This window comes from Kitasatospora sp. NPDC091207 (assembly GCF_044768625.1).
GTDB lineage: Bacteria > Actinomycetota > Actinomycetes > Streptomycetales > Streptomycetaceae > Kitasatospora.
In genome coordinates this window covers 42,255-56,251 of record NZ_JBIVVS010000016.1, presented here as the reverse complement: position 1 = coordinate 56,251, position 13,997 = coordinate 42,255, and the positions used below count along the sequence as shown (strand labels likewise).

Sequence of the window (13,997 nt, the reverse complement as noted above, 5' to 3'; positions counted from 1 at the left end):
TGCCCCGTGCAGGGCTACCGTACGCCCTAGGCACGACAAGCCCAAACACGCCCCTCGCCCTTGTGTCGCAAGGGTTCGGGGCGGACTTGGGTGGGTAGGCACGCTAATCGGTCATTTGACCGATCCGCGCCACGTGTCGCACCCCTCCGTCAGAGCTTGACGACGGGGAAGGAGGACGTGTCCAGGGTGCCGACGATGCCCGGGGTCGGCCGGGACGGCACCGGGTCCTCCTGGGCGCCGGCCAGCGCGGCGTCCCGGACGGCGGAGGCCACCGTCTTGGCGACGTCCTTGTGGAAGACGCTCGGGATGATGTAGTTCGCGTTCAGCTCGTCGTCCGCGACGGTGGTCGCCAGCGCCCGGGCGGCGGCGATCATCATCTCGGTGTTGACCGTGCGGCTCTGGGCGTCCAGCAGGCCGCGGAAGACCCCCGGGAAGACCAGCACGTTGTTGATCTGGTTCGGGAAGTCGCTGCGGCCGGTGGCGACCACCGCGGCGGTCTGCCGGGCGATCGCCGGGTCGACCTCCGGGTCCGGGTTGGCCAGCGCGAAGACGATCGCGTCCCCGGCCATGGTGGCCAGGTCGTCGCCGTCGAGCACGTTCGGGGCCGAGACGCCGATGAAGACGTCGGCGTCCGCCACGGCCTCCTTGAGGCTGCCGGTGCGGCCCGAGCGGTTGGTGTGCTCGGCGATCCAGCGCAGCGAGTCGTTGAGGTCCTCCCGGCCCTGGTGGACCACGCCCCGGACGTCCGCGACGGTGGCGTGCTCGACGCCGGCCGCCAGCAGCAGCTTGAGGATCGCGGTCCCGGCGGCGCCGGCGCCCGACATCACCACCCGGATGTCGCCGATCTCCTTGCCGACCACCTTGAGCGCGTTGGTCAGCGCCGCCAGCACCACGATCGCGGTGCCGTGCTGGTCGTCGTGGAAGACCGGGATGTCCAGGGCCTCGCGCAGCCGGGCCTCGATCTCGAAGCAGCGCGGCGCGGAGATGTCCTCCAGGTTGATGCCGGCGAAGCCGGGGGCGATCGCCTTGACGATGGCCACGATCTCGTCGGTGTCCTGGGTGTCCAGGCAGATCGGCCAGGCGTCGATGCCGGCGAAGCGCTTGAACAGGGCCGCCTTGCCCTCCATCACCGGCAGCGCGGCCGCCGGGCCGATGTTGCCCAGGCCCAGCACCGCCGAGCCGTCGGTGACCACGGCGACGCTGTTGCGCTTGATGGTGAGGCGGCGGGCGTCCTCGGGGTTCTCGGCGATCGCCAGGCAGACCCGGGCGACACCCGGGGTGTAGATCATGCTCAGGTCGTCACGGTTGCGGATCGGGAGCTTCGAGGACATCTCGATCTTGCCGCCGAGGTGCATCAGGAAGGTACGGTCCGAGACCTTGCCGATCGACACGCCGTCGATCGCCCGGAGCTTCTCGACGATCTCCTCGCCGTGCGCGACCGAGGACGCGGCCACCGTCACGTCGATCCGCAGGGCCTCCAGACCGGAGGCGGTGACGTCGAGGCCGGTGACCGAGCCGCCGGAGGACTCGACCGCCGTGGTGATCGCACTGACGGCGTTGCCCCTGGCCGGGACCTCCAGCCGCACCGTGATCGAGTTGGAGACACTGGGCACCGTCGCCATCGACGTTCCTTCTTCCGTCCGGTCAGCTGCTTCAACAGAATGTTGAAGCCCTTCGCCTGCGCATGCTAGACCTCGATCGTCGCACCTACCAGGGCGAAGCCAGAAATAACGTTCATTGAGTGTGTGGACTCGACAACTTCTTGCCTCGCCGGGCAGATGCGTTACATTGGACGGGACACCGGCTCGATCCAAGCCCCCGGGCCCAACCTTCGTCCCTTCGAGGGACCACTTGCCGCGAGGCGAGCATGGCGGGTCGGTGTCATCAACGTCTGAAGGCCCCTCACCGGTGGTGAGGGGCCTTCTTCGTGCGCCGGCGCCGTGACGGACGGTCAGCCGTGCAGCAGCGCGGGTACGCCGGCCGCGTCCGGCAGGTCGTCCGGACCGGAGAGCACCGTCAGCCGCTGGGTCGCCCGGGTGAGTGCCACGTAGAGCACCCGCAGGCCGGCCTCCGACTCGCCGGCGATCCCGGTCGGGTCGGCCACCACGGTCGCGTCGTACTCCAGGCCCTTGGCCTCCAGGCTGCCCAGCGCCACCGCGCGGGCGCCCAGACCCTCGGTCCACCCGGCCGCCTCGGCCCGGCGGTCCATCGGCACGACGACCGCCACGGTGCCGTCCACCTCCGCCAGCAACCGCTCCAGCTCGGCCCGGGCCGCCTCGCCGAACGCCCGGGGCGACGGATCGGTGACGGCCGCGAAGCGCGGCTCCACGCCGACGTGACGCACCGCGCTCGGCGAGGGCGTGCCCGGGGCCGCCAGCGCCAGCACCTTGGCCGCCACTTCGGCGATCTCGGCCGGGTTCCGGTAGTTCACGGTCAGCGTGTAGCGGCGGCGCGGCTTGCCGGCCAGCACCTCGTCCAGCGCGGCCTGCGCCTCCTGCGGGAACGGCCAGGAGGACTGCGCCGGGTCACCGACGATCGTCCAGGTGGCCGTCCGGGCGCGGCGGCCGATCATCCGCCACTGCATCGGGGTGAGGTCCTGCGCCTCGTCCACGATGATGTGCGCGTACTCGGTGCGCTCCACCGGCACGCGCTCGCGCTGTCTGGAGTTGCGGTCGGCGAAGGTGGTGACCTCGTCCAGCCCGCTCAGCAGGTCCACCGCGTCGACCTCGCGGACCTTCGGGCGGGCCGACTCGCCGAGCAGCACCTGGAGCTCGTCCACCAGCGCCACGTCGTGCGCCGACAGCTCGCCCTCGCCGCGCTCGGACAGGTGCCGCCAGGAGCCGGCCAGCACCCTGGCCTCCTCCGGGGTGACGGCCCGGCGGGCGATCCGGTTGGTGTGCCGGCTCTGCTTGAGCGTGCCGAGCACCCGGCGCGGGCTCAGCGCCGGCCACCAGGCGTCCAGGAAGTCCAGGAACGGCGCCTCGTCGGAGACGTAGTCGTCGAAGGACTCCTTCTCCTCCTGGCGCTGCTCCCGGGCGTAGTGGTCGGCCGGCCTGGGCAGGTGCCGGGTGACCTCCTGCCAGAGCGCGTCCAGCAGCAGCCTGCGGGCGCGCGGGCGCAGCAGGTTCAGCGGGGTGCCGCCCGCGCCGATCACGTTGCCGCGGACGGCCTTCAGCCGGCCGGCGTCCAGCCGCAGCACCTCGCCGCGGGCGACCACCTTGAGCTCCTGCGGCGCGCCCAGCTCCAGCGCGGCCCGGGCGGCCCGGCGCAGCAGCTGCGTCATCCGGGCCGAGCCCTTGATCCGGGCCGCCTCCGGGGTGTCGTAGGTGCCCGCCTCGATGCCGTCCACCAGCGAGCCGACCGCGCGGATCGCGACCTGCCCCTCCTCACCGAGCGAGGGCAGCACGCCCTCGGTGTAGGAGACCAGCAGCGGGGTCGGGGAGACCACCAGGATGCCCCCGGCGTAGCGGCGGCGGTCCTGGTAGAGCAGGAAGGCGGCGCGGTGCAGGGCGACGGCGGTCTTGCCGGTACCGGGGCCGCCGGCGACCAGGGTGGCCCCGGCCGCGGCGGCACGGATCACCTCGTCCTGCTCCTTCTGGATGGACGAGACGATGTCGCGCATCGAGTGGCTGCGCGCCCGGCCGAGCGAGGCCATCAGCGCGCCGTCGCCGACCACCGCCAGCTCGCGGCCGTCCAGGGTGGGGGCGAGGTCGGGGCGCAGCAGGTCGTCCTCGACCCCGATCACCTTGCGGCCCTTGGAGCGGATCACCCGGCGCCGGACGACCCGGCCGGGCTCCAGCGGCGTGGCGCGGTAGAAGGGCGCCGCGGCCGGCGCCCGCCAGTCGATCACCAGCGGGCCGTACTCGGCGTCCAGCACTCCGAGCCGGCCGATGTGCAGGGTCTCGGCGACGGCCGGGTCGGCCGGGTCGAGCGGGGTGTCGGAGGGAATTCCGTACTCCTCCGGGGCATCGGCCTGCTGGAGGTCGATGCGGCCGAAGAGGAAGTCCTCGAACTGGTTGTTGAGCCGCTGGAGGTGCGCGCCGGCCCGGTACACCTGGGCGTCGCGCTCGGCGAGCGCGCCGGGGGTGCCGACCTGCACGCGCTTGGCGGCGTCCTCCAGGATGTACTCGGCCTCGGCGAGCTTCTCCTCCAGGCGGTGGTACACGTTGTCGAGGTGACGCTGTTCCCCGGCGATCTCGCGCGCGCGGACGGTCTCGGAATCGGTGACGGCGGTGGTGTCCGTGTTGCTCTGCATGGCCTCGGTGGTTGCGGCGGAGTACTGGGTGGAGCCGTGCTCGCCCAAGAAGCCCCCTGACGTACGTCCTGCGATGGATGGGGTCCGGCTCGGGAAACGAGCGGACGGAAAATCCTACGCCCCCGGCCCTCCTCCGCGCCGCACCAGGGCCGGACTGCGTGGGGAGGAGGGGCGGGGGAACGACACGGCGAGGGACCTGGGACGCACGAAGGCCGCCCCCCGCTGAGCGGTGGGCGGCCTTCGATCAAACATGGGGTGGTGGAGATGCCGGGAATCGAACCCGGGTCCAGTGGAGTGGATTCAGGACTTCTCCGAGCGCAGTCCGCTGTGAGTTTCTCGGCCCTGGCAGTCACGCGGACAAGCCGCCAACAGGCCCAGCTGCTGTTTGATTTCCCATCCACCCCCGCAGCCCGGGTGGACGGTTGAGTTCCCTAGATTATGCCAGGGTCCGGGTCGGGAACTCCCCGGTCTGACACCCAAGCACTCTTAGCTGTTATTAGGCAGCGAGAGCGAACTGCTGGGAATCGCGCTTAGAGTTGGCGATTATTTGTTTGCGACAGATGGTTAACGAGATCATTGCCGCGTTCCTCGGCTCGCTTCTCCTGTTTCGACTTCCCCTGTCGAAACCGATCATCCCCATGTTTTGTTGAGAAACAACTCGGACGGTGGCCGTCCGTGGTGCTGGCGCCATAGTACGCGAGGCGGCCTGCGAGGGTCCAGCGGATTGACTCCGGCGTGGCCGGAGGTCAGCTCTGCCGCCGCCGCACCGCCGCCACCGCGCGTGCCGTCTCACGGGTGTCCTGCTTCTCGCGCAGCGTCTGGCGCTTGTCGTACAGCTTCTTGCCGATGGCGAGCGCCAGTTCGAGCTTCACCCGGCCGTCCTTGAAGTACAGCGAGAGCGGGATCAGGGTGTGGCCCGCGTCCCGGACCTTGGCCTCGATCTTCTGGATCTCCATCCGGTGCAGCAGCAGCTTGCGCTTGCGCCGCGCGGCGTGGTTGGTCCACGTCCCCTGGGTGTACTCGGGGATGAAGACGTTGTCGATCCACGCCTCGTGGTTCTGGATGTAGGCATAGCCGTCGACCAGGTTGGCCCGCCCTTCACGCAGCGACTTGACCTCGGTGCCGGTGAGCACGAGACCGCACTCGTAGGTGTCGAGGATGGTGTACTCGTGTCGCGCCTTCTTGTTCTGCGCGATCAGCTTGTGTCCGGTTTCCTTTGCCATAACGCCGTCATTCTCGCATCCCGACGCGGCGGCGAGCAGCCCCTTTACCGCCGCGCCTCAGGTCCGGGTGCCGAGTCCCGCGAGGACCCGCAGGGCCAGCGCGCCGGCGTCCTCGGCACCGGCCGCGGGAACGTCGGGCACCAGGCCGACGCCCTCCGGGGAGCGGCCGGCGGGGGTGTAGTAGCGCCCGACGGTCAGCTCCAGCACCGCGCCGTCGGCCAGCCGGCTGGGCTGCTGGACGGTGCCCTTGCCGAAGGTCCGGCCGCCCACCACGACGGCCCGGCTGCGGTCCTGCAGGGCGCCGGTGAGCAGCTCGGCGGCGCTCATGGTGCCGCCGTCCACCAGCACCACCAGCGGGACGTGCTGGTCGCCGCCGGGCGGGGCGGTCAGCCCCCTCGTCCCGCCGCGCTCCTGGTAGGAGCCGACCGGGCCGCCGTCCAGGAAGACCGCGGCGGTGCCGGCGGCCTCCTCGACCAGCCCGCCGGAGTTCCCCCGCAGGTCGAGCACCACCCCGTGGGCGCCGTGCGCGGCGGCCCGTACCTGCTCGGCGACACCGCTGGTGAAGGCCCGTACGGCGATCCGCACGACCCCCTTGTCCAGGCGTTCGACCGCGACCTGCTGGCTGTCCAGCAGGGCCCGGCGCAGCCGGACCTCGCGGACCTCGCCGTCGCCGTGCCGGACGGCCAGGGTGACCTCGGAGCCGACCTGGCGCTCGCCCTCGCGCCCGCGCAACCGGGCCACCACCTCGGTGACCGGCAGCCGGTCGGCCTGGTCCGGGCCGATCTCCAGCAACCGGTCGCCGACCGCGATCCCGGCGGCGGCGGCCGGGCCGGCCGGCTGCACCTGGGAGACGGTGGTGAGCCCGTCCTGGCCGCGGCCGACCGAGAGGCCCACGCCGAGGTAGCGGCCGTCCAGGCCTTGGCTGAACTCGGCGTACTCCTGCGCGCTGTAGTAGGCGCCCCAGCGGTCCCCGTTGGCGCCGATCAGGTGCTCGGCCTGCTGCTCGGAGAGGGCGGCGCCGGCCGGGTCCTGGCCGGCGCCGAGCGTGGCGACGGCCGCCGGGGCCGCGTCGGCGGAGGGGCGCGGACGCGGTGCGGCCGGGTCGCCCCAGGCGCCGGTCGCGGCCCCGGCCAGCAGCACGGCGCCGAACACCAGGCTGAGGGTGGCCGCCTGACGTGCCCTGCGCGGAGTTTCTGGCATGGCATCGGAGTGTAGGCGCAGCGTGGAGCACGGCGGGCCGGATCGGCCGACCGCGAAACGCCGACGGCCCCGTACGGCGCAGTGCCGTACGGGGCCGTCGGGGCCGCTCGGGGCCGGGGTCAGATCTTGAGGTGGCCGGGGTCAGACCTTGAGGTACTTGCGCAGCGTGAAGAACGCCGCGATACCGGCCATGCCCATACCGACCACCACCAGCAGCGGTATCACCGCCAGTACCGAGCCGAGCCCGATGAAGTGGATGAACTGCACCCGGTCGGCCAGCCAGCTGTGGACGAAGAAGTGCCCGCCGAGCAGCAGTCCGGAGGCCATCACCGCGCCGAGCAGCGCGGCGAACGCGGCCTCGGCGATGAACGGCATCTGGACGTAGAAGTTCGAGGCACCGACCAGGCGCATGATGCCGGTTTCGCGCCGCCTGCTGAACGCCGACACCCGGACGGTGTTGACGATCAGCAGCAACGCCACGAAGAGCATCAGCACCATGATCACGAAGGCCGCCGTCTGGAGACCGTTCAGCAGGCCGAAGAGGTTCTCCAGGATCTTGCGCTGGTCCTCGACCGACTTCACGCCGGGCTTGCCGGCGAAGGCGCTCTGGATGACGTCGTACTTGGTCGGGTCCTTCAGCTTCACCCGCCAGGACTGCGGGATGGCCTCCGGGCCGAGGACGGAGATGAGCGGGTTGTCCGGGTTCATCTCCTTCCAGTGCTTGTACGCCTCGGCGGAGTCCTCGAAGGTGGAGGTCTGGACGACCGAGTCCATCTTGTCGAGCTGGGTCTTGATGTCGGCGACCTGCTGGTCGGTGGCCGCGCCGTTCTGGCACTGCGGCGAATTGCGGGCGTCCGACTTGGTGCAGAAGTAGATGCTCACCTCGACCTTGTCGTACCAGTACCCCTTCATGGAGTTCACCTGGTCACGGACCAGCAGGGAGGCACCGGCGAGGGCGAGGGAGAGCGCGACGCTGACGACGACCGCGATGGTCATCGTCAGGTTGCGGCGGAGACCCACACCGATCTCCGACAGGACGAACTGGGCGCGCATGCGGGTAACAACTCCAGGGTCGGTTGCTGGTCGGGCGAGACGGGCCGGCGGCCTACGGGATCAGTGCTGGTACCCGTAGACGCCGCGGGCCTGGTCGCGGACCAGCAGCCCCTTGTCGAGCTCGATGACGCGCTTGCGCATCTGGTCGACGATGGCCTGGTCGTGCGTGGCCATCAGCACCGTGGTGCCGGTGCGGTTGATCCGGTCCAGCAGCTTCATGATGCCGACCGAGTTCTGCGGGTCCAGGTTTCCGGTGGGCTCGTCCGCGATCAGCAGCATCGGGCGGTTCACGAACGCCCGGGCGATCGCCACGCGCTGCTGCTCACCACCGGACAGCTCACCCGGCATGCGGTCCTCCTTGCCGCCGAGGCCGACCAGGTCCAGCACCTCGGGCACCACCTTGTTGATGGCGCTCTTGGGCTTGCCGATCACCTCGAGGGCGAAGGCCACGTTCTGCGCGACCGTCTTGTTGGGCAGCAGGCGGAAGTCCTGGAAGACGGTGCCCAGCTGGCGGCGCATGTGCGGCACCTTCCAGTTGGACAGCTTGCCCAGGTCCTTGCCCAGCACGTGCACCTCGCCGACGCTGGGGCGCTCCTCGCGCAGGCACAGGCGCAGGAAGGTGGACTTGCCCGAGCCGGACGAACCGACCAGGAAGACGAACTCACCCTTCTCGATCTCCAGCGAGACGTTGTCCAGGGCGGGACGGTTCTGCTTGGGATAGGTCTTGGAGACGTTGTCGAATCTGATCACGGCTGCATCACGGAGGCCATCCTAGGCGGCGCCAGTCCTCGGTAGATCCACCCCGGGCGGCCGGCCCAGGGGCGGGCGGAGGGAGCGGAAACGGCCGCTCCCGGCTTGGGACCATACGCGAACCGGCGACCGGCTCGCAGGGCCGGTCCGGGACGACAGCCGATTCTTGGGAGACAATGTCCGGTTATGCCCTGAAAATTAGGGGGCATCTCACAGCCCGGGGGCCGGAACGGCCGGAACCTGGCAGAGTGGAGGTGGTGGCCGGGGTTGGCCACTCCCCCGCACAGGGCAAGAACAGGAACCAAAGCCCCGTCCGGTGCGTTGGCTGTAGCAGCGAGGAGGAGATCGCATGACCTGCGACCATCTGGTGTGCGCCAACTGCAACGGCCGCGTGAGCGACGGCCGCTGCCCCGTGTGCCGCGCCAACCGGGCCCGGCTGCAGGAGCAGCAGGGTCCGTTCGCCACGCTCTCCCCCGTGATGCTGCTCGCCCTGCTGGCCGGGCTGATCGCGGTGGCACTGATCGCCCGGCAGGCGCTGGCCTGAGCCGCGACCGACAGCCGGAAGGCCCCCGACGGAGATCCGTCGGGGGCCTTCCGCGTTCGCGGCCCGCCGGGGCGGGCCTCACGCTCAGTTCGCGGCGGTCTCGCGCTGCTTGCGCCACCGGATGCCGGCCTCGATGAAGCCGTCGATGTCGCCGTCCAGCACGCCCTGCGGGTTGCCGACCTCGTACTCGGTGCGGACGTCCTTCACCATCTGGTACGGGTGCAGCACGTAGGAGCGCATCTGGTTGCCCCAGGAGCTGCCGCTGTCCTTGAGCGCGTCCATGGCGGCCCGCTCCTCCTGCCGGCGCCGCTCCAGCAGCTTGGCCTGGAGGACGTTCATCGCGGACGCCTTGTTCTGGATCTGCGAGCGCTCGTTCTGGCAGGAGACCACGACGCCGGTCGGGAGGTGCGTGATGCGCACCGCCGAGTCGGTGGTGTTGACGCCCTGGCCGCCGGGGCCGGAGGCGCGGTAGACGTCGATCCGCAGCTCGGACTCGTCGATGTCGACGTGGTCGGACTGCTCGACGACCGGGAGCACCTCGACACCGGCGAAGGAGGTCTGCCGGCGGCCCTGGTTGTCGAAGGGCGAGATGCGGACCAGGCGGTGGGTGCCCTGCTCGACCGAGAGGGTGCCGTAGGCGTAGGGCGTCTTGACGGTGAAGGTCGCGGACTTGATGCCGGCCTCCTCCGCGTACGAGGTGTCGTACACCTCGGTGGGGTACCCGTGCCGCTCGGCCCAGCGCAGGTACATGCGCATCAGCTGCTCGGCGAAGTCGGCGGCGTCCACGCCACCGGCCTCGGCACGGATGTTGATCAGCGCCTCGCGGGCGTCGTACTCGCCGGACAGGAGGGTGCGGACCTCCAGCTCCTCGACCGCCTTCTTGACGACCCCGAGCTCCTGCTCGGCCTCGACGCGGGTGTCCGCGTCGTCCTCGGCCTCGGCGAGCTCGAACAGGACGCCGAGGTCGTCGATGCGGCCGCGCAGGCCCTCGACGCGGCGCAGCTCGCCCTGGAGGAAGGAGAGCCGGCTGGTCACCTTCTGCGCGTTCGCGAGGTCGTCCCACAGGTCGGGGGCGGCTGCCTCCTCCTCCAGACGCGCGATGTCGGCCCGGATCTTGTCCAGGTCGAGGACGGCCTCGATCGACCCCATGGTCGTGTCGAGGTTCTTGAGCTCTTCGGAAGGATCGACGGCTGCCACGCACCCAGGGTAATGGTTCCGGGGGGGCATCTGACGACACCGGGGTCGTCCGGCCGCCTACGGAGCCCGCGGCGGCGCGGAGTGGACGACCGGGCGGGGGGTCTGCCCGGTCTCCGGGGCGGTGGCGGCGAAGGCGGTCCAGGCGGCGGCCGCGCCGGCCAGCAGCAGGACGGTGGCCAGCAGGACGGCCAGCACCCGGCGGCGGCGCAGCAGCGCCTGGCGGTCCCGGCGGTGGACGGCGCCCGGGGCCGTGCGCTGGGCGCGGGACTCGGCCGCGTAGGAGGCCAGCTCCTGCGCGGAGGGGCGGCGCAGGCTGGTGTGGGTGTCCCGGGTGGAGTCGGGGGCGACACCGGGCACCAGCGGGACGGCCGGGCCGCGGCGGCGCTTGTGCGTACCGGGGCCGGCGTCCACCTCGGCGTACACCGCCTCGCCGGGGGTCAGCTGCTCCTCGGCCGGGGCCCGGCCCTGCTGCGGGACGGCCAGCACCGGCAGACCGGCCAGCGCGGGCAGCTGCTCGCGCAGGCGCGCGGCGAGCTCGGCGGCGCGCAGCCGGGAGGCCGGGGCCTTGGCCAGGCACTCGGCGATGATCCGCCAGAGGCCGTCGGGCAGGCCGGGGACGGGCGGCACCTGCTCGGTGACGTGGCGGCGCAGCACCGCGCCGGTGTGGCCGCCGCCGAACGGGGTGACGCCGGCCAGCACCTCGTAGAGCACGGTGGCGAGGGCGTAGATGTCGACGGCGGCGCGCGGCTCCAGGCCCTCGATGATCTCGGGGGCGAGGTAGTCGGGGGTGCCGATGATCCGGGTGGCGCGGGTCCGGCGCGGGGCGTCGACCAGGCGGGCCACGCCGAAGTCGGTCAGCTTGGCGCGCGGGGCGCCACCCGGCCCGGGGGCGGCGGCGAGGTCGAGCAGGACGTTCTCCGGCTTGACGTCGCGGTGGACGATGCCGGCGGCGTGCGCGGCGGCCAGGCCGTCGGCGACGTCGGCGATGACCGAGACGGCGGTCTGCGGGGTGAGCGCGCCGTCGCGCTCCAGCCGGGAGCGCAGGTCGGTGCCCTGGACCAGCTCCATCACCAGGGCGAGGTCGCTGCCGTCGACGACCATGTCGCGCACGCCGACCACCCGGGGGTGGTCGAGGCTGGTCAGCGCGGCGCGCTCCTGGACGAAGCGGCCGACCAGGACCTGGTCGGCGGCGAGGTCCTCGCGCAGCAGCTTGACCGCGACCGGGCCGTCCGGGCCCTCACCGAGCCAGACCGTCCCGGCGGAACCCCGGCCGATCACCTGGTGGACGGTGTAGCGGCTGCCGATCTTGCGTGCCAATGCTGCTCCGTGGGCGGCGGGAGCGCACGGGGAGGGTCCGGTGCGCTCGGTGGGGCGGGACAACAGCGACCAACCTACGCGCCCGGACGCCCTTCGCGGGTCGCCTGGGGGCGCTCGACCGGCATTGGCGGGCGAGAAATATCGCGGATTATCGACAAAGCGTCAATGTTGCCGCCGGGCCCGGCTCCTGGCGCGGCGCCGGGCCCCCGCCGTCACTTCTTGGAACTGCCGACGATATTGCCCACCCAGTCGCTCGCGCTGCTGAACCAGCCCTGGACGTCGGCCCAGTACTGCGGCAGCGGCGTGAAGTTCCACAGCGCCACCGCCGCCACGGCCAGCACCAGCAGCACCATCAGGCAGCCCTTGAGGCAGCCGAGGCCCGGGATGTACATCCGGTTGCGGCTGCGCGGTCGCGGCTCGCGGGCGGGCGCGGGCTCCCGCCGGGCGGGCTGCGGCGGCGCCTCGCGGCGCTGCGGAGGCTCGCGGTGCTGCGGGGCGGGCGGCTCCGCCCGGCGCGGTGCGGCGGGCTGCGGCGGCGCCTGGTAGCCGCCGGGCGGGCCCGCCTGGGGGCGCTGCTGCTGCCCGTACGGCTGCGGGGCCTGGTAGCCCTGCGGCGGGCGGCCGTGCTGGGGCGGCTGGTTGTAGCCGCCGGGCGGCTGCGCGCGGCCGGCCGCGGGGGCCTGGCCGCCCTGTCCGGCCTGGCCCCCCTGCCCGGCTTGATAGGGCGGCGGGGCGACCGGCGGACGCTGGGCGTAGCCGGGCGGCGGGGCCTGCTGGTAGCCGCGCGGCGGCTGCTGCTGGGGGTAGCCCTGCGGCCCCTGCGGATGGGCCCGGCCGCCCTGGCCCCCCTGGCCCCCCTGTCCTCCCTGATAGGGCGGCGGGGCGACCGGCGGGGCCTCGAAGTCCTCCGGATCGAAGTAGCCGATCTCGGTCTGCTGGTTGCGGTCACGGGCGGCGCGCAGCTGGGTCTGCCAGGGGTGCGGCGCCTCCGGCGGCGGCGGCCCCGCCGGGGTGGGCGGCATGACCTGGGTGCGGTCCGCGGCGCCGTACGGGGCGGTGGGCGGCTGGGTGTCCATCACCCGGGTCGCGGCCGCCGGATCGTACTGCTGGGCCTGCGGGCCGGCCGGCAGTACCTGGGTCCGGTCCTCCGCGACGGCCCCGGCCGCGGCGCCCGGCACGGCGGCCGGCCGCGGGTCCGGCAGCAGCAGCGCGCCCACCGCGAGCGCGGCGTCCACCGCCGCCGGGGAGGCGTGCACGCCGACCCCGGCCGCGACCACCCGCAGCGCGTGCGCCAGCGCGACGGCGCTCGGCCGCTGGGCCGGGTCCTTGCGCAGACAGCGCTCGATCACCGTCCAGAGCGGGTCGGGCATGGTGGAGGGGCGCTGCGGCTCCTGGGCCAGGTGCGCGTGGAGGATCTGCAGCGGGCCGTCGCCCTGGAACGGCTGGCGGCCGGTGACCAGCTCGTAGAGCATGATCCCGGCGCCGTAGACGTCGACCGCGGAGGTCTGCGGGCGGCCCTCGGCGGACTCGGGCGCGACATAGGCCGGGGTGCCGACGAACTCGTGGGTGCGGGTGATGCCCGGGGAGTCGGCGAGGCGGGCGATGCCGAAGTCGGTCAGCATCGGGTGCATCTGCTCGGTGCCGTCCACCAGTGTGGAGGCCAGCAGCACGTTGGCCGGCTTGAGGTCGCGGTGGACGATGCCGTCGGCGTGGCTGGCCGCCAGCGCGTCGGCGACCTGGGCCATCAGCAGGGCGCCGGCGATCGGGCTGAAGGGGCCGTTGCCGCGCAGGTAGCGGGCCAGGTCGGGGCCGTCGATCAGGTCCATCACCAGGGCCAGCAGCTCGCCCTCGACCACCAGGTCGCGGACCTTGACGATGTTGGGGTGGGTCAGCCGCAGCAGCAGCGAGCGCTCGCGCAGGAAGCGCATCACCACGTCGGGATCGGCCGCCAGCTCCTCGCGCAGCACCTTGATCGCCACCGACTGGCCGGGCTCGCTGCCGGGCACCGCGACGTCCGCGCGCACCCGTCCACGCCACACGGTGCCGGTGGCCCCCCGTCCGAGGGTCTCCTCAAGCAGATACTTGCTGCCGACTGGCCGCACCTGTCGCACTCCTCGCCGTGCCGCCCGCGCGGGGCGCTCCTCCGCAGGTGCGGTGAGCCTGCCGGGCCCGTGTTCCGGCCACTCTAACGGTGTCCGTTCACGTTTTTGGGGCGACCGGCGAGGGGTTCCGAACGGGTCGCGGGGGCGGCTCCCGGGGGCCGTCGAGGTCGGCGGGCCGGGGCGGGCCGGGCGGCGGTTGACCTGACACCCCGTCGCCCCCACCATGGCGATGATCGCAAGATCGTCAAATCCGGTACCGTGCGCGGACTGTCGGTGACGGATGGCAGGATGACAGTCGCCACTCTTGTGGCCCCTTGTCGTCGCGGCCGCCCGCAGGGACGTCGACCGTCGGCAGG

Annotated in this window: 10 protein-coding genes and 1 other RNA gene; 1 reads left to right on the top strand and 10 read right to left on the bottom strand. The window is 72.4% G+C overall.

What is annotated here, in order from left to right; translation table 11 throughout:
- Positions 1–149: 149 nt before the first annotated feature.
- The 7 genes from ACIQTO_RS24550 to ftsE all read right to left on the bottom strand — a co-directional run bounded on the left by ACIQTO_RS24550 (position 150) and on the right by ftsE (position 8,481).
- Entirely contained in the window at positions 150–1,622 is a 1,473-nt protein-coding gene (locus ACIQTO_RS24550) for an NAD-dependent malic enzyme (RefSeq protein ID WP_402391786.1), read from the bottom strand.
- Positions 1,623–1,951: 329 nt separating this feature from the next.
- Positions 1,952–4,255: a HelD family protein gene (locus ACIQTO_RS24545; protein WP_402391783.1), complete on the bottom strand. Its 2,304-nt coding sequence runs from the start codon at positions 4,253–4,255 to the stop codon at positions 1,952–1,954.
- Between the two features lie 256 nt (positions 4,256–4,511).
- Positions 4,512–4,893: a transfer-messenger RNA gene (gene ssrA, locus ACIQTO_RS24540) on the bottom strand.
- 108 nt (positions 4,894–5,001) lie between these two features.
- A complete protein-coding gene (gene smpB, locus ACIQTO_RS24535; protein ID WP_402391780.1) occupies positions 5,002–5,478 on the bottom strand; it encodes an SsrA-binding protein SmpB in 477 nt (158 codons plus the stop codon).
- Between the two features lie 57 nt (positions 5,479–5,535).
- On the bottom strand, positions 5,536–6,678 hold the full coding sequence (locus ACIQTO_RS24530; protein WP_402391777.1) for a S41 family peptidase: 1,143 nt from the start codon (positions 6,676–6,678) through the stop codon (positions 5,536–5,538).
- Positions 6,679–6,819: 141 nt separating this feature from the next.
- Positions 6,820–7,731 carry a permease-like cell division protein FtsX gene (ftsX, locus tag ACIQTO_RS24525; protein WP_380575629.1) on the bottom strand — a complete coding sequence of 304 codons (912 nt, stop codon included), beginning with the start codon at positions 7,729–7,731 and terminating at the stop codon, positions 6,820–6,822.
- 60 nt (positions 7,732–7,791) lie between these two features.
- Positions 7,792–8,481: a cell division ATP-binding protein FtsE gene (gene ftsE / locus ACIQTO_RS24520; protein WP_184919059.1), complete on the bottom strand. Its 690-nt coding sequence runs from the start codon at positions 8,479–8,481 to the stop codon at positions 7,792–7,794.
- Positions 8,482–8,830: 349 nt separating this feature from the next.
- On the opposite strand from ftsE, the gene ACIQTO_RS24515 reads away from it, so the two are divergent.
- The gene (locus tag ACIQTO_RS24515; RefSeq protein WP_380575627.1) at positions 8,831–9,025 is read left to right on the top strand and encodes a hypothetical protein; all 195 of its coding nucleotides are present in this window, start codon (positions 8,831–8,833) and stop codon (positions 9,023–9,025) included.
- Between the two features lie 84 nt (positions 9,026–9,109).
- Here the strand turns inward: ACIQTO_RS24515 and prfB are convergent, their stop codons facing one another.
- From prfB to ACIQTO_RS24500, 3 genes are all read right to left on the bottom strand, one after another.
- Complete coding sequence (gene prfB / locus ACIQTO_RS24510; RefSeq protein WP_402391772.1) at positions 9,110–10,222, bottom strand: peptide chain release factor 2; 1,113 nt, start codon at positions 10,220–10,222, stop codon at positions 9,110–9,112.
- Positions 10,223–10,279: 57 nt separating this feature from the next.
- Entirely contained in the window at positions 10,280–11,539 is a 1,260-nt protein-coding gene (locus ACIQTO_RS24505) for a serine/threonine-protein kinase (RefSeq protein ID WP_402391770.1), read from the bottom strand.
- 212 nt (positions 11,540–11,751) lie between these two features.
- Complete coding sequence (locus ACIQTO_RS24500) at positions 11,752–13,641, bottom strand: protein kinase (protein WP_402391767.1); 1,890 nt, start codon at positions 13,639–13,641, stop codon at positions 11,752–11,754.
- Positions 13,642–13,997: the final 356 nt, after the last annotated feature.

Coding starts and splice junctions, on each gene's coding strand:
- ACIQTO_RS24550 (WP_402391786.1), bottom strand. CDS start 1,622: ATGGCGACGGTGCCCAGTGTCTCCAACTCGATCACGGTGCGGCTGGAG.
- ACIQTO_RS24545 (WP_402391783.1), bottom strand. CDS start 4,255: ATGCAGAGCAACACGGACACCACCGCCGTCACCGATTCCGAGACCGTC.
- smpB (WP_402391780.1), bottom strand. CDS start 5,478: ATGGCAAAGGAAACCGGACACAAGCTGATCGCGCAGAACAAGAAGGCG.
- ACIQTO_RS24530 (WP_402391777.1), bottom strand. CDS start 6,678: ATGCCAGAAACTCCGCGCAGGGCACGTCAGGCGGCCACCCTCAGCCTG.
- ftsX (WP_380575629.1), bottom strand. CDS start 7,731: ATGCGCGCCCAGTTCGTCCTGTCGGAGATCGGTGTGGGTCTCCGCCGC.
- ACIQTO_RS24515 (WP_380575627.1), top strand. CDS start 8,831: ATGACCTGCGACCATCTGGTGTGCGCCAACTGCAACGGCCGCGTGAGC.